Annotated in this window: 20 protein-coding genes and 3 pseudogenes; 7 read left to right on the top strand and 16 right to left on the bottom strand. The window is 33.9% G+C overall.

Annotated elements, in window-relative coordinates; all coding sequences use genetic code 11:
• Positions 1-10 precede the first annotated feature (10 nt).
• Positions 11-139, top strand: coding sequence for a hypothetical protein (locus tag ACFSCX_RS19120; RefSeq protein WP_377929849.1), 129 nt, complete (start codon positions 11-13; stop codon positions 137-139).
• Positions 140-952: 813 nt separating this feature from the next.
• On the opposite strand, the gene ACFSCX_RS19115 is transcribed toward ACFSCX_RS19120, so the two are convergent.
• A complete protein-coding gene (locus ACFSCX_RS19115) occupies positions 953-1,693 on the bottom strand; it encodes an alpha/beta fold hydrolase (protein WP_377929848.1) in 741 nt (246 codons plus the stop codon).
• 201 nt (positions 1,694-1,894) lie between these two features.
• Complete coding sequence (locus tag ACFSCX_RS19110; protein WP_377929847.1) at positions 1,895-2,809, bottom strand: GNAT family N-acetyltransferase; 915 nt, start codon at positions 2,807-2,809, stop codon at positions 1,895-1,897.
• Positions 2,810-3,991: 1,182 nt separating this feature from the next.
• Between ACFSCX_RS19110 and ACFSCX_RS19105 the strand changes: the two genes are divergently transcribed.
• The 4 genes from ACFSCX_RS19105 (at position 3,992) to ACFSCX_RS19090 (ending at position 5,757) form a co-directional block, all read left to right on the top strand.
• Positions 3,992-4,198, top strand: coding sequence for a helix-turn-helix transcriptional regulator (locus tag ACFSCX_RS19105; protein WP_377929846.1), 207 nt, complete (start codon positions 3,992-3,994; stop codon positions 4,196-4,198).
• On the top strand, positions 4,195-4,626 hold the full coding sequence (locus ACFSCX_RS19100) for a hypothetical protein (protein WP_377929845.1): 432 nt from the start codon (positions 4,195-4,197) through the stop codon (positions 4,624-4,626). Before ACFSCX_RS19105 ends, ACFSCX_RS19100 begins: the two co-directional genes overlap by 4 nt.
• Positions 4,627-4,941: 315 nt before the next feature.
• The gene (locus ACFSCX_RS19095; protein WP_377929844.1) at positions 4,942-5,127 is read left to right on the top strand and encodes a hypothetical protein; all 186 of its coding nucleotides are present in this window, start codon (positions 4,942-4,944) and stop codon (positions 5,125-5,127) included.
• Between the two features lie 261 nt (positions 5,128-5,388).
• The gene (locus tag ACFSCX_RS19090; protein WP_377929843.1) at positions 5,389-5,757 is read left to right on the top strand and encodes a DUF4180 domain-containing protein; all 369 of its coding nucleotides are present in this window, start codon (positions 5,389-5,391) and stop codon (positions 5,755-5,757) included.
• A 327-nt stretch (positions 5,758-6,084) separates the two neighbouring features.
• Here ACFSCX_RS19090 and ACFSCX_RS19085 read toward each other — a convergent pair whose 3' ends face one another.
• The 4 genes and pseudogenes from ACFSCX_RS19085 to ACFSCX_RS19070 all read right to left on the bottom strand — a co-directional run bounded on the left by ACFSCX_RS19085 (position 6,085) and on the right by ACFSCX_RS19070 (position 9,012).
• Positions 6,085-6,306: a hypothetical protein gene (locus ACFSCX_RS19085; protein WP_377929842.1), complete on the bottom strand. Its 222-nt coding sequence runs from the start codon at positions 6,304-6,306 to the stop codon at positions 6,085-6,087.
• 861 nt (positions 6,307-7,167) lie between these two features.
• Positions 7,168-7,257 (bottom strand): annotated as a pseudogene (locus ACFSCX_RS19080) (ATP-binding protein); the annotation flags it as partial.
• A 50-nt stretch (positions 7,258-7,307) separates the two neighbouring features.
• Positions 7,308-7,952: a zinc dependent phospholipase C family protein gene (locus ACFSCX_RS19075; RefSeq protein WP_377929841.1), complete on the bottom strand. Its 645-nt coding sequence runs from the start codon at positions 7,950-7,952 to the stop codon at positions 7,308-7,310.
• Positions 7,953-8,274: 322 nt separating this feature from the next.
• A pseudogene (locus tag ACFSCX_RS19070) lies at positions 8,275-9,012 on the bottom strand (HAD hydrolase family protein).
• A gap of 156 nt (positions 9,013-9,168) precedes the next feature.
• Here ACFSCX_RS19070 and ACFSCX_RS19065 point away from each other — a divergent pair.
• Together ACFSCX_RS19065 and ACFSCX_RS19060 are read left to right on the top strand one after the other, a co-directional pair.
• Entirely contained in the window at positions 9,169-9,297 is a 129-nt protein-coding gene (locus ACFSCX_RS19065) for a hypothetical protein (protein ID WP_377929840.1), read from the top strand.
• Between the two features lie 21 nt (positions 9,298-9,318).
• A pseudogene (locus tag ACFSCX_RS19060) lies at positions 9,319-9,624 on the top strand (transposase); the annotation flags it as partial.
• Positions 9,625-9,739: 115 nt separating this feature from the next.
• On the opposite strand, the gene ACFSCX_RS19055 reads toward ACFSCX_RS19060, so the two are convergent.
• The 10 genes from ACFSCX_RS19055 to ACFSCX_RS19010 form a co-directional block, all read right to left on the bottom strand.
• Positions 9,740-10,600 carry an alpha/beta fold hydrolase gene (locus ACFSCX_RS19055; protein ID WP_377929839.1) on the bottom strand — a complete coding sequence of 287 codons (861 nt, stop codon included), beginning with the start codon at positions 10,598-10,600 and terminating at the stop codon, positions 9,740-9,742.
• A gap of 173 nt (positions 10,601-10,773) precedes the next feature.
• A complete protein-coding gene (ltrA, locus tag ACFSCX_RS19050) occupies positions 10,774-12,075 on the bottom strand; it encodes a group II intron reverse transcriptase/maturase (protein WP_377929838.1) in 1,302 nt (433 codons plus the stop codon).
• A gap of 532 nt (positions 12,076-12,607) precedes the next feature.
• A complete protein-coding gene (locus ACFSCX_RS19045; RefSeq protein ID WP_377929837.1) occupies positions 12,608-13,039 on the bottom strand; it encodes a GNAT family N-acetyltransferase in 432 nt (143 codons plus the stop codon).
• A 119-nt stretch (positions 13,040-13,158) separates the two neighbouring features.
• Complete coding sequence (locus ACFSCX_RS19040) at positions 13,159-13,431, bottom strand: hypothetical protein (RefSeq protein ID WP_377929836.1); 273 nt, start codon at positions 13,429-13,431, stop codon at positions 13,159-13,161.
• Between the two features lie 161 nt (positions 13,432-13,592).
• The gene (locus ACFSCX_RS19035) at positions 13,593-14,048 is read right to left on the bottom strand and encodes a hypothetical protein (protein WP_377929835.1); all 456 of its coding nucleotides are present in this window, start codon (positions 14,046-14,048) and stop codon (positions 13,593-13,595) included.
• Positions 14,049-14,738: 690 nt separating this feature from the next.
• Entirely contained in the window at positions 14,739-14,918 is a 180-nt protein-coding gene (locus tag ACFSCX_RS19030) for a hypothetical protein (RefSeq protein ID WP_377929834.1), read from the bottom strand.
• A 153-nt stretch (positions 14,919-15,071) separates the two neighbouring features.
• Positions 15,072-15,575, bottom strand: a complete 504-nt coding sequence (locus tag ACFSCX_RS19025) for a hypothetical protein (protein WP_377929833.1) — start codon at positions 15,573-15,575, stop codon at positions 15,072-15,074.
• Between the two features lie 232 nt (positions 15,576-15,807).
• Complete coding sequence (locus ACFSCX_RS19020) at positions 15,808-16,329, bottom strand: hypothetical protein (RefSeq protein WP_377929832.1); 522 nt, start codon at positions 16,327-16,329, stop codon at positions 15,808-15,810.
• Between the two features lie 350 nt (positions 16,330-16,679).
• Positions 16,680-16,922: a hypothetical protein gene (locus ACFSCX_RS19015; protein WP_377929831.1), complete on the bottom strand. Its 243-nt coding sequence runs from the start codon at positions 16,920-16,922 to the stop codon at positions 16,680-16,682.
• A gap of 71 nt (positions 16,923-16,993) precedes the next feature.
• A complete protein-coding gene (locus tag ACFSCX_RS19010) occupies positions 16,994-17,566 on the bottom strand; it encodes a hypothetical protein (protein ID WP_377929830.1) in 573 nt (190 codons plus the stop codon).
• Positions 17,567-18,242: the final 676 nt, after the last annotated feature.

Here is an 18,242-nt window from a genome sequence, read left to right as displayed (position 1 = left end):
GCTGACATCAATGAAGAGGACTAGACATCCAAAAGAATTCAATATACAGGTTGCTAATGAAGCAATTGAGAAAGGAAATGCTGTTTTAGTAGGACAGAGATATGAGCTTCGTCCAATTATGGTTGACCAATGGGTTTAAGAATATAAAGAAGGTAAATTTGACAATCGAAGTGGGCAAGATTCGCTGCTCCACTTGAGACTAAGCCTTCTCAAGAAATTGATCTTATTATGTGAAAGAGATTTACAAATCAACATTTTGCGTATCTAATAAAAAAACCTCACTTGCTGAAAAACTTGGAATTACTGATAAATGAATTCTTATTTCCAAAAGTGCTAACTATACTAGCTATTTTGATACCATTTAGTCACTCTTACCTCCTTCAAACACATGAGCAAATTCCCTATGTCATGTTGTGCTGTCATGATAATCATTGATACTATGACCTCCTCCAACTCCCTCTCTAAGTCCACCATATCGCTTATGCCTATAGACTTTCTTTTTTCTATATGAACTAATTTCTTTCCATGTCGATCCCAATACCCGAGTGATTCTTAGGTGTTATTCCAAGTTAAGTTCTATACACCTTCCATGGTCTTCGCCCCTTATTGAAAGGCTCTCTTTGTCCTGTTACCAGGTTGCCCTTGACGAGCGGCAGGATTCACTTTATGTTACAACCTGTAAAGTTGCCTTACAGGGCTTCAATCTTAGGATTACTCCATCAGTTGCCTGTTAGCTACTAGGCGACTTGGTTTTTACCTGACTGGTCTTTAACCTGTTAGCAATTAACGACTTGCTGGACACGCCAACAAAAAAGGGAGCAACTCCTCCTAGAGTTAGCCTTAAATTTTTCTTAATCAATTAAGCAACTTTTTCATTTCAACTATAAGAGTCACTAATCCAGCGGATCAGTGACTCTCTATTTTTCACAATACCCTCCCGATTGTTGAATATCTACTTAATAACTGTCTCAACCATTTCTCTAATCAAATCCGAAACAATACTGGGGCAGTCAATATGGATAGCATGTCCAGCATCCTTGACAATAATATGTTTACTTTTAGAGGACAATTTAGCTAAATCTTTTTGAAAAGACATCCAATATGACCAAGCTTCGGGTGTATGATGTGGTTGTGTACCACCAGTTACCACTGTTAATGGTAACTTACCTAATGTTTTAACACCCCTTACTTGTTCTAAACTTTCCTCAAATTCACTAATCGAACTTTCATATTGAAAGCCATTGTAGTAATCTTCTTGTAATTCTTTATTCCATAAAGGGACCATTTTTTTGTTTTGGTCTTCATGACATGAATCTAAAAGAATTACCCCTATAACTTCTTCTGGATATGTACTCGCATATAATCTAACATTAACACCTCCAAATGAATGCCCTACTAATATATAAGGAGGTTTTATTTCTAATTTTTGAAGTAAAGTTCTAAGATTAACTATGTTTTGTTTACTATGTTTAGCTTTATTCGAATTCTCACTTTTACCAACATTGGCTCGATCGTACATAAACATATTAGCAAACGATGAAACTTCTTTCCTAATTGGCTCCCAATTTTCTAGTCCCCATGCAAAACCAGAGTCAAAGACTATTGTAGGATCGTCAATAGACTCACCCATATATTCGTAATATAGCTCAGTTCCTCCAACATTCACCTTTTGTCCAATTACATTAGTCCCCATTAATACCTCCCCCAAAAAAGTATTTAGAAGTTCAAATTCTACTTTGCTTCAAATAACCCTTTATTTTCAACATAACTTTTGACATTAGTAAAAGTAGCGACTGCACTTATTGACACACGCTCCCTTTTCAGTGAACTTGGATAGTTCTTTCGAGAACTAATGCATTTCTTGCAGGTGAACTGAGTTTCGAATTTTTAACATTTAAACATGCATATCAGTTATTGATTTATTTCTTATGAATCCAAGGTCTTCATAAAGCTTAATCGCAGGATTATCTTTGATTACAGCTAAACGGGTAGCTGGGTACTCTTTACTTGATATGTTTATAGAATGGGTTAACAAAAATCGCCCAAGACCTTTATGTTGATGTTCAGGGTCTACGGCTAAACTCATGATTAGAGGATAGTCTTCGAATTCCATGTGCAGACATACACCAACAATGTTGTTCGTTGTCTGTTCTATCATAACTCTTGAACACTCATCCATGATTTTATTATTTTGATATTTTTCTATGAACTCCTTTACGTGATTAGAATAATCCTCTTTGGTTCCGATTCGTTTATAAGCTGGATTTGCTTTATAGGATTTCATAATTAAACATGCTATATCATCTATATCTTCACCTAAAACAGGTTTAGAGATATACCCTTCAGGAAGGATTGGCTTTATTGATTGTGTTGGACGAATCATCCAATAATTTACTTCATGAACATGGCATCCTTGTTGTTCATAAGTTGTAACATGTTCTTCTAAAATTTCTCTCAGGATTATTTTCTCTTCAGTCTTCGATACCTTTTTTAAATAGTTTAAAAGCCTGTGGACTAACTCTTCATAATAATCTTCATAGGGTGGAACAACAAATAAATCTGACATAAAATTTGGTTTTAGGAATACACCACCAATAATTTTTTCATCTTTCATGATAAAATATCCGCAGTCAAAAATGGATGCGATTTCTATTAATGTCTCCGAAGACCTTCTAAAAAAGTAGTCTGCATATTTTTGTCCATAGTAAATAGAATAATATCGAATGTATTCTTTGGGTTCTTGATAAACTAATCTCAATCCATCTTCTAAATCAATAAGTTTATTCAAAGATTGACCTTGCTCACTCATATAACTCTCCCCTTCTTCTTTTAGCTAAACTGCTCAATTCTACAAGAAAAAAAGCCCATCTCCTTCTTGAAGAATAGACCCCGTTTGTAAAAACATTACTGCTATACTGTATATTAAATTAATAATCAGTAAATATACATACAAAAGACTTAAAAATCGATTTCGTTGTTTCTCCATACCGGTTTTTACCTCTGCCTCCGAGCCTTATGCTCAAACCTTTAAGAAAATTAAACTTCATTTACCTTTGGATTTGTAACATATTTGCGGTATTCTTCAAAACTACTAACTATAAGCATTTTCTCATTTATTTTTACCTCATGAAAAGCCTTACATTTTACTTTTCAACTACACTGCAGCTGGATAATCGTAATTGGATATCTTCCAATTATATATCGAATTCATAAACGGTTAGACCACAGGCTAACGCACGTTTTAAGTTAGTGGAAGCTCCTTTATACAGAAAGATAAAATGTGAAACCCACGAATATCAGAGTGCTAACCGCAGTTGAGGTTTTTGCCTCGTGCCGTGTGCTTAACTTTTTATTATCAAAATGAAAGGAGAAATTTATTCATTCTCAGCTTTGAAAAATGTCTCAATCACCATATTAACTGTCAAGGAAAGCACTTGACAGCCAATATAGAGATTGAGTTGCCCCGTCAGTAAGCTAAGAAGGAGATCCCCCTAGCTTTGAAAGGCATAAACACAACCAATAGGCAAAAAACCGAAAAATGCTTCTCTTCCTAAAGTTGCCCAAAAATCGAAACCAAAATCAATTTGTGTAGGGAGCATTGACAGATTCGTTCATATCAGTACATTCTTTCACAAAGGTAGCAAAATAGATATTGTTTTAATGTGCTGTAAGGTTGTACTGCGCATTACATTAATCTGTTGTTTTTTCGTCGTGCTTATTCAACATTAGTACCTTTAACCATCCATGAAGCGCAAAATCTATATCCTCGGTCATTTCTTTGACGAGCCATTTCATCTCACACAATTTTTTTTTGTAGTGTTCTATTGGTCTATCGGTATTGAAAAGCCGAATATTATATCTGGACAATGACATTATTATCCCATCTGGAAATAAAAAGCATTCCTAATATGGAAAGTAGACTTGACATCCCTTGCGTTGCATATTATACTTTTCTTACGGAAAGCTAACTTTCCAAAAGGAGGGTGAACGCATGAATAACCGTTTAGAAAAAATCCGCAAGCAACGCGGAATTAAACAAGAAGAATTAGCAAAGGCTCTTGAAGTATCCAGGCAAACTATCGGTTCGCTGGAAAACGGTCGTTATAACCCATCGATTCTTTTAGCATTCAAGATTGCACGTTTTTTCGGTATGACTATAGAAGAAATCTTTATTTATGAGGAGGACGAAAAGGTATGAAAAAATCTATTTCAGCTTTCATTCTTACCGTTGTAGGTGTAGGTCTACTAGTAGGTGGTCTGTACTTTATCAAGACAATTGAAGATCCACAAGGTATGCTGGGAGCATTGCCTTATATCTGTTTTGGGGTGGGCTGTGCTATTTTTGGTCACGGTATGGGAGAAATACTCCTCCAACGCGCAATGAAGAGTGCTCCTGCCGCAGCAAAGCAGTTGGAGATTGACAAGAAAGATGAGCGTAATTTGGCAATCTCCAATCAGGCAAAAGCGAAAGCGTATGACTTGATGATTTTTGTGTTTGGAGCCTTATTGTCAGCATTTGCCTTAATGGGTATAGATTTAATGGTGTTATTGCTATTATTTTTTGCCTATCTGCTCATTCTTGTATATTGCACTTATTACCGGTTCAAGTTTAATAAAGAGATGTGATAAAATTCATCTCCTTCTTTAGGAGTAATCGAACGCTGCTCCTTTTTTCATGCGGTGGTTTGGAAGACCTATGGCCAAAAAGCAGCGGGGTTTGGATGAACTACATGAAGAAATTTGCCAAAGTCTCGATCATATTCCTGGTTCATCATCATTGTTTCAATCTATGTCACATAAGGATTTGTTAAAGTGATAGGAACAGGAAATATACAATAAGTACTGTATGATGGTATTGATGAATTAAAATTGCATCAAGTGGATTGGTACTACAGCGACTCCCCTTGGAAAATCAGTTTAATTTGAAACGAGGTGATAACCATGGCACACGAGGGAAAAAAGCTTATACCCGGATTAGGCACTCTAGTTAAGATACAACCCGATGAGGTTAGTTTTCAGATAGATCACCAAGCTGACTCTACTGCAACTACACTACCTGAGTTAGTAGCAGACTTTAACAAGCTATTAGCAAAGCTTCAAGCAGCAGGTATTATGAAAAAGCAATAGTCCATAATTAGGTCAGGCATAGCCTCTCGCTTTTTCTCGAATATAACAAACATGTAATAAATCGTACTAAAAAGTGTGGTTTTATATCTATTAACCCTAACTGCACGAAGAAAATTGGTTATTATTTTCAAGGCGAGAATGTGACGAAGCTTAACGTTCTCTCAAGCGCCCTAACGAAAATCAACTCTCTTTTGTACTCTGTATTTATTTACAAGATGCACCTTTTAATAAATAATAATATTTGATTTTGGAGTGTTTATTTTGAATATAACAAAGACAGAAAAGAATGGACATATCATTGCAATTGCTCGTGCAGATTCTATTGTGTTATCTGATGAACAAAGTGCGTTGGATTTTATAATGACTCTTAGCAGCGAAACAGGCAGTAACCGAATTGCACTAAACAAAGATGGAATTTCAGAAGAATTCTTTAAACTCAGTACAAAACTCGCAGGCGGTATCCTTCAAAAGTTCATTAACTACAATATTAAGTTTGCAATCTTTGGGGATTTTTCGTCCTATACTAGTAAACCACTAAAAGATTTCATTTATGAGTGTAATAAGGGTAACAATATATTTTTTGTTTCATCAGAACAAGATGCTATAGATAAATTATCTAATGCAATATAAGGTTTATAAAAAAGTATCGGGGAATTATTAACGGGTTCGGTTGGCGGAGAGAAAATAATAAATAACAAGGTAATTGGAGAGGTAATTCGCAAATGAATTAGTCTCTCTTTTTTATGATAATATCAACCTTTCTGATATTTTAGCGTATAAATTTGCACCGAATTGACATACCAAAAATCGACATAACCATAAATATTGTAACCTGTATAAAATCTATGCTAAAAAATGAACTACTCTTAAGCAAGTGTGATGAGTCTTATGTAACCTGTAAAGTTGGAAGAGATAAATTCGTTATAAATTTGATAGGTGAAAAGGATTAAAAGAGAGTCAACTAACAATAGATATACTCTCTTCGGAAGAAAACAACAGGTCAATAAGACTCAAAGGCATTAGCGTGATTTTCTCTTTTGGAACTATTACTGCACAACCTTCTAATACATCTTGTTGTTTATTATGCTGTAACAAATAACAAGTTTCATTTTCAAATAATATATTTTGGTCTTGATCTTTATGAGGATTACAAAAAGGACTGTTTTCTTTATAAGACATAATTTTTCCCATAACTATTTTTAAACTATTCTAATTGTATCATAGCTACTAACCCTCTTGTTGAATGATCCTGCTTCTTAGTAATATAGGAGCTGCCACAATGACAACTCCTTACCTTATAATTGCATCCTCCTTGTTCGACAATTATAATGCAGTGGTAATTCCTAATAGATGATCTGAAAATAAAATAAACTCATCTAAAAAAAAGGGTGAACTCGGTGGTGCAGTTAGTTTTACATTTTTCAAATAGTTACAATCAGTAGTGTTTAGTATTTCTTTTTCACTATATCAATGGCAGGATTTAATTCATATTGTGTTAATGCATTACCTAAAATGGATTCATCTTCTATATTTTCAGTCATTTGCATTTGTAATTGCTCTTCAATTGTTGCTGATTGTGCGACATATAGAATCTTATTACTTTCATGATATTTTTTTAAGATTCATTTTTAAGTTCATTCAATGGATGCAACTCCGAACCCTTCATATTCTTTGGAACCATGTGGTAAATATAATTCAAACTATCTCCCCCATCATAAATATATAACTGAACATTATAAAAACCTCTAAATTTGCATATCCTACTCCAATAAAAAAAGAGTGATCTACTTCTTCAACAAACCTCCCGTTAGCACAATAGTGTCTGCTGTTCAGCACTCTCGCACCAGTTTCGTAATAAAAACTTACTCAACGAATAAAAGTTTTCAAGCTGATGCTTGCATAGTGTTACTATCCAGTGGTTGACTCCTGTACCAAGTTTTAACCGTGTCACCAATAACTAATTCATTTAGTTTTTTACCTTCAAAAACAATAGATTCAGTGAATTTCAAATCCACTCTACCACTCTTATCTTCCAATAAAATCTTGATCCAAAACAAAAGAGCTATCTAATTCTCTTTCTAGATCTCTTGCAAAAGTGCTTTTCCCACTATGAGTCTTACCCACAGTAATAACTGCTAATCATTTCATTATTGTTATTGTCCTTTCCTTCCTTCTACTAGTTATGTTAACATCCTATGTTTTAATAATTCATTGACCATTTGTACAGTATCTTCTACAAACTTATCGCCTTCATTTGGAGTAAGATATATAAATTCGTGGTCATCAGAAATTGTGTGGTTATGATAAAAATTAGTGATATTTCTAATCTGTTCAAATGTTTGACCTTTCGGAAAAAATTCTAGGTACTCTGGAAAATAAGAGATGTGTTGAAACTCGGTCCAAAATATATTATCTTTATGATTTTTAAGATATAAAAAATCTAAACCATACCAGTCTCTTTTTACAAGTGGAGTATATTCTGGAGTGTTTAAAATTTCATGGTACACTTTTTCTTTTTTCTTTTGATCTGTGAATTCAATCCATTTCTCATCAGTGACCAAATGGATGTAATATCCAAGATAATAAGAAAATTCACTAAGCGAACTCTCTTTTACGTTACAGAGATATTGTTGATAGAAAGAATCAGAGTTGATTTTTCCTTCTATCTTGAAATGGGTAGTTTGTTTTGGAGGTGTGGGTTTTCCATCCTCTCCGATCAGCCCACAATCTGGTCCAATATTACCAACCAAAAAATCAATTTTGGAAACAGGAAGTTCTCTTAATAATTTTTCAGTAATCCTAAAGTGAGTAACCCAAGTAGCCACATTTTCACTCCTTAATTGTTTATATAACTTTCACATTATTAAGGGTATCGTCAATGTTTTTTATAACCCTTTTTCATATTTTTATGAAGTTACAGTTAAGATTTTCAAACTAAAAGCTGGATTTAGTAGGATTTAGGATAATCTTTCCATCCCAACTTATTCACTCCCTCTCTTTCTTGTATATTAAACTAGACTAGTAAACTTAAAAACAGACAAATGAATTATATATGTCTACTTTTACAGAAAAAACGATTCTCTTTTTTGTTGAAGAATCATCCCTTTACTTTAATTTTCTTCACAGTTCTTTCGCAAATTTTTATGCTTAAATTATCCCATATTTATTTAATGCAAATGATATACCATCTTCACTGGACTTTTCAGTTACAAAATCTGCAACCTTTTTAATTTTTCATTCCCATTTCCCATTGCTATTCCAAGTCCTACTAATTCCAACATATCAATATCATTTTCACCGTCACTAAATGCGATAGCTTCTGACCTAACTACACCAAAAAAATTCCAAAGTTTTCATAATAGCTAAAGACATTGACCCATCCTCTTGCATAACATTTAAAACATAAGGATGCCATCTTCTAAATGTAAGATGCGGAAGCCTAAGTATATACTTCACCTCCGCTTCATCAATTGCAAACAAACACAATAAAAATATTTCTTCATTATAAATTAAAGGATTAGTTTTAGGATAATCATCTAGAGACAAAGTTTCCTTTAAAGCTTTTAAGAGTTCCTCCTCTATTACGCCATTCATACTGAATCCTTCTGTATAGAATGACAAACCGTTCTTCTTTAATTTTGCAAATTCCATAACTTCTTCAATAATACATTTATTCATTGGTACTTTATGTATAACTTGCTGAATGTGCTTCAAGTATCCACCATTTGCTGTTATAAATGTTTCTATTCCTAATTCCTGAAGCTCATTACACATTGAAAGTGGTCTTCCTGTTGCAGCCACAACTTTTAGCCCTCTGCTTTTCAAAGATTTTATAGCTTCAATTGTAGATATAGGAAGAATACTGCCATTTTTGTGATTTGTAATAGTGTGACTTCTAAACTAAAGTAGACAGTTTCTGCTAGATAAGATGAAACACTTATTACCCAAATAAACCAGTTAAAAATAATAACCCCCTTCATTGTATGATGTCAGAGTCATCATAGTACATACAACAATGGAGGTTATATCAAAGGTGGATAAGTGGCAAATGTATATATGGAGATACAACAGTTAATTAATCAAGGATTTAGTAAAACAAAAGTAGCTGAAAAGCTCGGATATCAAGGTCAACAGTTTATCGTAATCTTAAGAGGTCTCCTTCGGAGATAGCAGAGTGATTTGAGTCGTTAAGTCTACTCTTCTGGTAAGTTTACTGCATCAGTAAATCGAATTACCAAACGCGGTTCTTGTAGGCTTCGTCACGCCTTGTATATGGCAGTTCAAAGTGGTATTCGAGATTCTCGTAAAAAGAAAACAACTGATGAAATCATAGCCCGCAATAAAAGACTAAGAGAGTTTTTCGATAAGAAACGTGAAGAAGGAAAACCTTTTAGGGTAGCAGTTATTGCATGTGTTAATAAGCTCTTACATTGGATTTATGCCTTACTAAAAAGCAGAACTACTTTCCAGGATACCTTAAAAACTATATCTAACTAAATACAACAAAATCTTCCAATTGCAGTACAGAGGAAGGTTATTTGGCATGTTCAATTTTAGTATATCATGATGTTTTTAATCTTTTTATTGAAATGTTGACAAACTATTAGCTGGTTTAGCTTAATAAGGATTGGTGTTCATTTATAAACGAATTATACTCTACAGTAAATTGTTCTGCTTCTTCTAAGAAAGGGTAATGATTACTCTTCTCAAAGATAACTAATTTTGAATTGGGTATTCCTTCTTCCATTTCGATTGAGTATATTACTGGACACTGTACATCATATCTACCACAAATTATTAAAGTGGGGGTTGATATAAACCCCAACTTTTTCGTTACGTCGTATACTTGCAGTTCTCGACTGAAAAAGTCCATACGAATGGCAGACATTCCTTTACTTATGTTTGGAGAAAAAAGTTCATCATATTTTTCAGGCTCAAATAATGACAGTTTTGTTCTTTCAACTTTTAATTCTTTTCTTTTTTTTGATGATAAATCTGAACATTTTAAGGTTTCAATGAGTTCTTGCATTCTGTTAAATTTAGAGTGTTTAGGATTGTAAATACAATCTTTTGAGAATGTCATATATTCTCTTGCAGCAGCTCCGACAATCACATTGAATTTTAGGGACTTTGAAAAGTTTATTCCGTAGATTATCCCTAACACACCTCCAGTCGAATGCCCAGCAAATCCCCATTTATAAAAACCTAATTCTTCACGGATAGCTTCTAAATCAAATATTGTCTCTAGGAAACTTAGTTGATAGGGTTCTTTGGCTTTCTCTGAATTACCTGCTTCTCTTAAATTTATCAAAAACACTTTGTTTGTTTTTGTAAATGTCTCTGCAAAATAATCCCCTGACTGATTAAACTCTGAATAATGGTGTGTAACACAAAGTGGTTCTCCTTCACCTTTTACAAAAACTTCAAAAACACCACGTGATGTTTTGAGTAAATTCCTTTCCCAATTCCCCATGAAAAATCTTCCTTTCCTGTTTAACAAACCTGCTCTTTACTTGTAGAGTAGAGAACTGATTTCAGAAGGCAACCTGTCGGTTTCTACTTTACTTTCAGCTCCCCCTCATCAAACCGTACGTGAAGTTTTCCCTCATACGGCTTTCCGATGTTCTTCTTTCTTGTGCATTACGGTTAGTTCCGTGCTAGTTTCACGACTAGATGCTTAATCTCTTCCTGTACTTTTGCTAGATTACCATGTTTTCTTCTGTTATTCTTTTTCTTGTTGTAAAAGAGGACCAGTCTTTCAGTCACATACCAATCAATTTTATTTAGCCAATTATATGCGATTGGTGAGATTTTATAATAATTCTTATAACCTAGTAAAATTCTATTTAATCCCTTCACCAATTCTCTCATGTCTAAATATAACTTGTTTCTAGGTTCAGTGAAATCTTTAATCCTTGCTCTCATCTTCTTCATGGCATTCTTCTTTGGAACATGAGCCATAGCGTAAAAGGGTCTTCCCCCTTTATTATGGACTTCAAATTTTCGGTTATGGAAACCTAGGAAATCGAATCCCTCTTTGTTATCAAACAGATGGACAAGTTTTGATTTATCACGATTAATCGTCAAGTCTAGCTTATTCATGATTCCTTGTAGAACTTGAATACTCTCAATTGCTTGTTGCTTTGTTCTTGTTAAGATAACTAGATCATCAGCATAACGGACTAGTGTTCCTAGATGATGGAATTTCTTGCTCCAAAGCTTGTCTAATGTATTCAGATAGATGTTTGCTAACAGAGGAGAAATTACTCCCCCCTGCGGAGTCCCCGTTAGGGGATTCCTTACATTACCGTCTTCCATTATACCAGCCTGTAACCATTTACGAATTAACTTTAGGATTCTACGGTCACTTATTTTCTGCTCAACTAATTTTATCAATTTCTCTTGGTTGATGTTATCAAAATATCCTTGAATATCCACATCCACTACCCAAGAACTGCTTTTGCTTGCTTCTCTTATACTAGCCATAGCTTGGTGTGCATTCCTTTTTGGACGAAAACCAAATGAGCATTCTTGAAAATCAGCTTCGAAAATTGGCTCAATAACCATCTTTGTAGCCATTTGAACGACTCTATCCTTTATAGTTGGAATTCCTAAAGGTCTTTTCTTTCCATTTTCTTTTGGAATATACGTTCTCTTTACGGGACTAGGATTGTATCTATTTTCTTTTAACTGAGTATATAACTCGTTTAGAAATTTCCTTTCACCGTAATTCATAACGATTTCTTCAATCGTTTGACCGTCTATCCCGCCACTACCTTTCTTCCTTTTCACTCGTTTCCATGCTTCTAGCAAAATATCAGGGCGATACACTTTATCATATAGTGCATGAAACCTACGTTTCGGGTTTTCCTTGGCACAAAGATATAGTGTTTTCCAAAGTTGTTGAGCTTTTACATCGGTGTAGTTAGCTATTTTAATAGCATTCACTCACTCTTACCTCCTTCAAACACATAAACAAAGTAGAGGTCCTTCCCTATGTCATGTTGTGTTGTCATGACAATCATTGGTACTATGACCTCCTCCGACTCCCTCTTTACAGTCCACCATTTCGCTAATGCTTATAGGCTTTCTCTCTCCTCTCTGAGGGTAAAGTAGGGTCTCCCCAGTTCCGTTAACTACTTTCTTTACATGTCGCTCCCCATACCCCGAGAGATTCTTCGGTGTTGTTCCAAGTTCTACACACCTTCCATGGTCTTCGCCCTTTATTGCAAGGCTCGACTTCTCTTTGTCCTGTTTGCAGGTTACCTTTGACGAGACGGCAGGATTCACTTTATGTTACAACCTGTAAAGTTGCATCACAGGGCTTCAACCTTAGGATTTCTCCACCAGTTGCCTGTTAGCTACTAGGCGACTTGGTTCTTACCTAGACTGGACTTTCACCAGTTAGCAATTAACGGCTTGCCTGGGCACGCCAATAAAAAAGGTGCGATCTCCTTCTTGAAGATACGCCACCCTTTACTTAAATAAGGCTTTTAGCAAAACCTATACTTTTCTCTATGTAGCCCATACTTTTATAAAATTCATGAGCTTTTATCCTTTCTGGACGGTTACCGCTATTAAGTCCAATTCCAGAAGCCCCTATCTCTCGTGCCCATTTCTCTGCTTCTTGAACTAGACTTTTTCCTATCCCTTTACTTCGGTAATTAGAATTTACAACAAGAGCTACTATTCGTACATAAGAGCCGTCTATTTCATAATAGTATCCCTTAACTAATCCAATCATTCCAACAATATTTCCATTATAAGATGCTACTAAAGTGTTGTAATCAGATTTTGATTCAATATTATCAAAACGTGCTTTCATCTTATCAAGTGTTGTTGGATAACCAAGGTGTTCCATCAGTGAAGTTAATTCACTAACATCGCTTACAGTTGCTTTTCTTATCTCCATCCTCTGTTCTCCTGATTTACTAATTTATTCGCTTTTATTAACCTGGTCTTATACTTTAACAATAAAAAGCTAATCTCCTTCTTGGAGGATTGCCCCCGTTAGTCAAAAGTTATAAAAAATTAACTTTCCTTTTTTCCTGATTTCAAATTCATTCCAACAAAAGTAAGCGAAGCGATTATCACCAAAAAACTTGATATGAAAAATCCAACTGCATATGAAGGGATACTTTCTTCTGGTACTCTTTCATTTATTTCAAAACCTAAAAAGTATACTCCAATGCCATCACCATCAACACTCGTCCCAAGTGACCTTAAATCTAATCCTTTGTTTAACAATAAAACTCCAAATAAAATTAGAACACAAACAATCATCCACCGACTTATTTTATTCATATGTTCGGTCACTCCTTAGCTAAAATTTTTACTTATCAACTGAAATACCTTTATTAAACTCTTCTGCTCTTTAATTGAATAAGGGCAATCCCTTTTGCTTCCTCAGCAAATAAAGACCAGCAGTTGCTGATCTTATTTAGCTTATTCAAGAAGTGCACCCTTTAGCTTAATAACCACGGTACATTCATTTGTATCTCAAACTGTATAGTTGGTATCGGGAATCCTTTTGGGACTAATGCCAAATCTTCACTAAAGCCTATTTCAACACCATTATGTTCAACGAAGTTAGGTGTAGAAACTTCGCTACCGACCTTAGTAGGTACCCATAATTTGGGTCCATCAACTATCTTTCCGACAATATGGTAAAATGCACCATATAAGTGCGTGCCATCTATGTTCTCCATATATTCGGAAACCTCACCCTCTTTGCGAGGATCAATACCCAATGATTTAAATAGGTCTTTAACTTTTAAAGGGAAACTGTCACAAGCTAAAACATAATTAGCACAAAAATCACAATCACAACCTTCTGTGATTAAATAATACTTATCATAAAATTCTTTTGTTTTATCAACATCTTCCTCGATAGTCCAAGAGCCTATGCTAATTCGTTTCATAATCCACACCCTTAATCACATACTTTTGGATCTGATGCTTTTTAAACTCTGCTGCACTTTACTTCAACAAAAAGTGGTACTTATTCTTCATGGATCAGTATTATGTCTATTGCATTCTCGCTACCCTTTAGTTCAATCCCAAAAATTGAAGACGACATCGCCTACTTTTTCTGGTTTCCAAAAGAATATTTGCTTTAGTTCAGTTTTTTTAAGTTGTTTTTGTTTATCACAGTCTGAGTTCTTTCATCAATTACTAAAGGTTTAACCAGCTCGTGCACAGTAGCTATTGTAAATACATTATTATATGATTCAAAAAACACAGGCTTGTGGGTGGTCAATAAAATTAATGTTAAAATACTCTACTGAAGAAGCAAACGCAACTATGGGATACGAGTTGTTTAGTAAAATGAAAAAACTTTCTCCATTCAATTCAATTTCCACACTGTAAAAATTCTGTGCAACATGAGGTTTCTCGAAAGACACCATCTTACCTTGAGTATGGTTTGCAAAGGAATAACAGGTTTTTTTGAATTGTAAAGAATCGACCTCTGCCAAATCGTTGACTTGAAATCCTGATATTCCATTTAATAATAACACTTATATCACCACCGTTTATTTCAGTTTTTCTGCCTTTACTTGAAGAAAAAAGCCGATCTCATTCTTAAAAATTAGCCCCGTTAATGGAATAGGTCAATCAATATCATCAATCCTTTTTCCTTCTTCATCTATCTGAAAACTACCTCCACCGAAACTCCAATCATTACTTTCAATGAACTCAATAAAAGCATCCCAGAATTGATTATTTCCTAAATCTTCACCGCTATTCGAATAAATAGAACCCTCAATTTGAATCCCAAATGGTTTCTTCATTATGAAGACCTCCTACAAGGTAATTTCTTACTTTTATTTATGCACAACTACTTTAACTATCCTGCTCTATACACCACCAAAAAGTGGTACTTATCTTTCATGGATCAGTATTACATCTTTTGCATTCTCGCTACCCTTTAGTTGAACATCTGCTTAATCACAGATATATTCAAAATGTAGGTTATAATTGTATTCGTTTCCTTTCTTTTCACTTACATTCATTACAACCCATACATCACCAATTTTTGATAAGTTCTTTAATACATTAATTCCATCAGGTCTTTTGTACAGAAAATAACCTTCATTTCCACTCAAACCATTTTTCAAAAATAATCTCATATCCCCATTTGAAGCACCAACGAACAAGTGTTCTAGAGTAATTTTGTCGTAGTGACCTATAATATTATCACCTATATTCATATTTAGGTCACTTCTTTCAATTTCTTTATATCCTGTTAAATCTAATTCAAAGCTCTTTATTATATCTTTTAAGACCTTCTCATTAACTGTTTCCCATTCTTCTTCAATATACTTTTCACATAGATCTTTTTTATCTGATGTACCTTCATTTGCTATTACTATATTATTTAATGGAAAGGCTAACATACAGAGAATTAATATTGAAAAGTGAGTAAAGAGTTTTGGTGATTTATTCATTCTATGCACCTCTGAATTTTCATTATTATTACCATTTCCCAGTATAGAAATGGTAATTCTTCAGATTTTATTAACCCATAATAAAAAAGCACCTCTGATTTTACAGAAATTGATCCTTCAACAAACAGTGGTGCTAATCATTCATGGATCAGCACCACTGTTATTGAATTCTCGCTACCCGTTAGTTCAGCAACACAAGAGCCATTCTCTTTATGGTAAATAGAACTATTGACTAAGGTTTATATAAATCTTCTGTAAGTTTCTGATCTATATCAACTATGATACTTGCTATGGCATCAAGAACTGCTCGCTGATTAACCAGAACTACATCTGTATTTTTATCATAAGCGTCTTCATCAACATCAATTGTATAACCACCTTGATACTCTATTTCATTTCGAATAAAGAGGTAACTAAAATATATATCGTCCGCTTTGTTCTCAATGCCTAGGATGAGTTCAAAGTCTTTTTTATTCACATTATATAGATCTTTACTATCCCTAATATCAATCATTAAAACATTTATTTTATCATCTTCCGGTTTTGTTGAACCTGAGAATTTAATCTTATCTCCACCAATAATGTTTTCCCTTTTAAATGCTTTCTTTCCAATAAAAAGAGTACTGTTATTAACAAGATTAATTTCCGATGCTTCAAAATTATCAAAGCTTATATCATGATTTATTGGAAGTTTATTTTGTGTACATCCCATAGTTAGTAATACTGATAGAATAACAACTATTATTTTATTCATGGACCCTCCCTCCAAGATCAGATAATTATTAATTTCATGCCTGTGTTTATACAATTAGACAGTACTACAATACTCTTATATTGATTAAATTAAAGGTTCTTAATAACTGAATGCATTGAACGTCCAACACGGAAGTTTAACTATACCTTTTCTTCTTCCTTTTGTTTTCCTTTATTTGTCATTATTAGGCTTCCTTGTTAAAGGATAATACATATTACATACATATTCTGTAAAAAACATCCAATACCTTTTCTTTCAAGTAAAAAAGCGTCTCTGCTAGTTACAGAAACGCTACCCGTTTGTTTAATAAGAATATCCCTACTTCTTATCATTAGTGTCAAAATAAAACCTTATGAATGAGAACCATTGTAATCCATACTCTTGTCTAATTCGTCCAAGTCAATATCAGTTATACCATCATCATCTAATTCGCCTATAACTGTAATTAGCCTTAAATCTTTACCTGGAGAACCTAACAAGATCGCCTTTGATTGAAAGGTGTCAAATCCACCTTCTTCCGCAAGATGTTCCGTTAATATTTCTAAAATGTCATCTTGATTGTATTTAAAAATCTTTTGTTTCTTTTTACTCAATTTAGTCGCCACCTTGTTGTAGATTAGCCCCCGTAGCTAAACAAGAAAAGGCAATAATCCTTGGATTATGCCTATTCTAACAAGTTGTCTTTTTTAGTTGGATAATCGATTGAATCGGCTATTTTAACTAACATTTCAGGTGTAACCTTTTCAGTTAATCTTCTATCTATACTTAAACGGTACTGCCAGCCATCTCGTTCAAATACAAGAGCTCTTATTACTTTATATACAATATAATCTGCTTCTATTCCATTCGAAAGTTTGAGCTTTTTTGCTATGTGCTCTTCCCTAAAAGGAATTTTGTGTTGAATGGGTCTTACATCAATCATATAATGATTCACCGATATTTGATCATTAACATATTCAATTTCAAAGGAATCGTTTATATCTCCTTCCAAATCATTAAATCTTCCAAAAGAATGTGTAAAAGCCAAAGGTGGTAATCTGATAGGAAGTTTTAACTCTTGTTTAAAATGTTTTTCAAATTCTTTTACAGCTTTATCAACTGATTTATAACCTATTCCAGGGTAAATTTCTTCATAATTTCGTGGTTTGTCTTTAGTTGATGCAAAAACCAATTCATAATTTATTCCAACTATTATCATGCTTAATACTATGGCAATAGGATAATATAGTTTGTGCATTTATAACCACCCTAAATTTATGTTTAGGATTACTATTCCCTGTTACTTTACTATCATTCTTATTGGAGAAACTACTGGTCAACTTAATTACATCCACAAAAAAGTAACTTTTTACTTCTTCGAGAAGTGCCCCGTTAGTCCAAATGCGAATGCTCTTATTGAACACAGTACAATTGAAAAGAGGTAGATTATTGAGTACTTTAGTATATTCAAAACAATGCTCTTATTATCTAATATTTTATTTCGTACTCTATCTAAAAGAATTAAAAAGACTGTTGTAAAACCCAAGGTGGTGATAATAACTGCAAATATTACATCATATGTAGGATTCACTGGGTCATCTCCTAGTTTATCCTTTTATTTTATCCAATTTCATCTAAAGTATATTTATCCCTTCTTCCACTAAACGACCCTATAAAATACGAAAAGATTAGCCGGAGCTGATCCAATGCTTATTCAAGAAGTGCCCCCAATAGTTGAACAACATCTCAACTTAATACATTAAATTTTCACCTTTTGAGTTTATAGTCACCAAAGGGGTATTGTGGTCATTTTCAATTGAAATTGACACGGTGTGACTGCTAAACTAAAGTAGACAGTTTCTGCTAGATAAGATGAAACACTTATTACCCAAATATACCAGATAAAAATAATAACCTTTCATTGTATGATGTCA

The sequence above is a fragment of the Bacillus salitolerans genome, assembly GCF_042680805.1.
Lineage (GTDB): Bacteria > Bacillota > Bacilli > Bacillales > SA4 > Bacillus_CJ > Bacillus_CJ salitolerans.
Note: the sequence above shows the minus strand (reverse complement) of the source record. Positions and strands in the feature narration are given on the sequence as shown.

Excerpts from the sequence above, each read along its gene's own strand:
- ACFSCX_RS19055 (WP_377929839.1), bottom strand. The coding sequence starts at position 10,600 with ATGGGGAATTGGGAAAGGAATTTACTCAAAACATCACGTGGTGTTTTT.
- ACFSCX_RS19100 (WP_377929845.1), top strand. The coding sequence starts at position 4,195 with ATGAAAAAATCTATTTCAGCTTTCATTCTTACCGTTGTAGGTGTAGGT.
- ACFSCX_RS19095 (WP_377929844.1), top strand. The coding sequence starts at position 4,942 with ATGGCACACGAGGGAAAAAAGCTTATACCCGGATTAGGCACTCTAGTT.
- ACFSCX_RS19085 (WP_377929842.1), bottom strand. The coding sequence starts at position 6,306 with ATGTCTTATAAAGAAAACAGTCCTTTTTGTAATCCTCATAAAGATCAA.
- ACFSCX_RS19105 (WP_377929846.1), top strand. The coding sequence starts at position 3,992 with ATGAATAACCGTTTAGAAAAAATCCGCAAGCAACGCGGAATTAAACAA.
- ACFSCX_RS19010 (WP_377929830.1), bottom strand. The coding sequence starts at position 17,566 with ATGCACAAACTATATTATCCTATTGCCATAGTATTAAGCATGATAATA.
- ACFSCX_RS19040 (WP_377929836.1), bottom strand. The coding sequence starts at position 13,431 with ATGAATAAAATAAGTCGGTGGATGATTGTTTGTGTTCTAATTTTATTT.
- ACFSCX_RS19035 (WP_377929835.1), bottom strand. The coding sequence starts at position 14,048 with ATGAAACGAATTAGCATAGGCTCTTGGACTATCGAGGAAGATGTTGAT.
- ACFSCX_RS19115 (WP_377929848.1), bottom strand. The coding sequence starts at position 1,693 with ATGGGGACTAATGTAATTGGACAAAAGGTGAATGTTGGAGGAACTGAG.
- ACFSCX_RS19030 (WP_377929834.1), bottom strand. The coding sequence starts at position 14,918 with ATGAAGAAACCATTTGGGATTCAAATTGAGGGTTCTATTTATTCGAAT.
- ACFSCX_RS19045 (WP_377929837.1), bottom strand. The coding sequence starts at position 13,039 with ATGGAGATAAGAAAAGCAACTGTAAGCGATGTTAGTGAATTAACTTCA.
- ACFSCX_RS19120 (WP_377929849.1), top strand. The coding sequence starts at position 11 with ATGAAGAGGACTAGACATCCAAAAGAATTCAATATACAGGTTGCTAAT.
- ACFSCX_RS19025 (WP_377929833.1), bottom strand. The coding sequence starts at position 15,575 with ATGAATAAATCACCAAAACTCTTTACTCACTTTTCAATATTAATTCTC.
- ACFSCX_RS19110 (WP_377929847.1), bottom strand. The coding sequence starts at position 2,809 with ATGAGTGAGCAAGGTCAATCTTTGAATAAACTTATTGATTTAGAAGAT.
- ACFSCX_RS19020 (WP_377929832.1), bottom strand. The coding sequence starts at position 16,329 with ATGAATAAAATAATAGTTGTTATTCTATCAGTATTACTAACTATGGGA.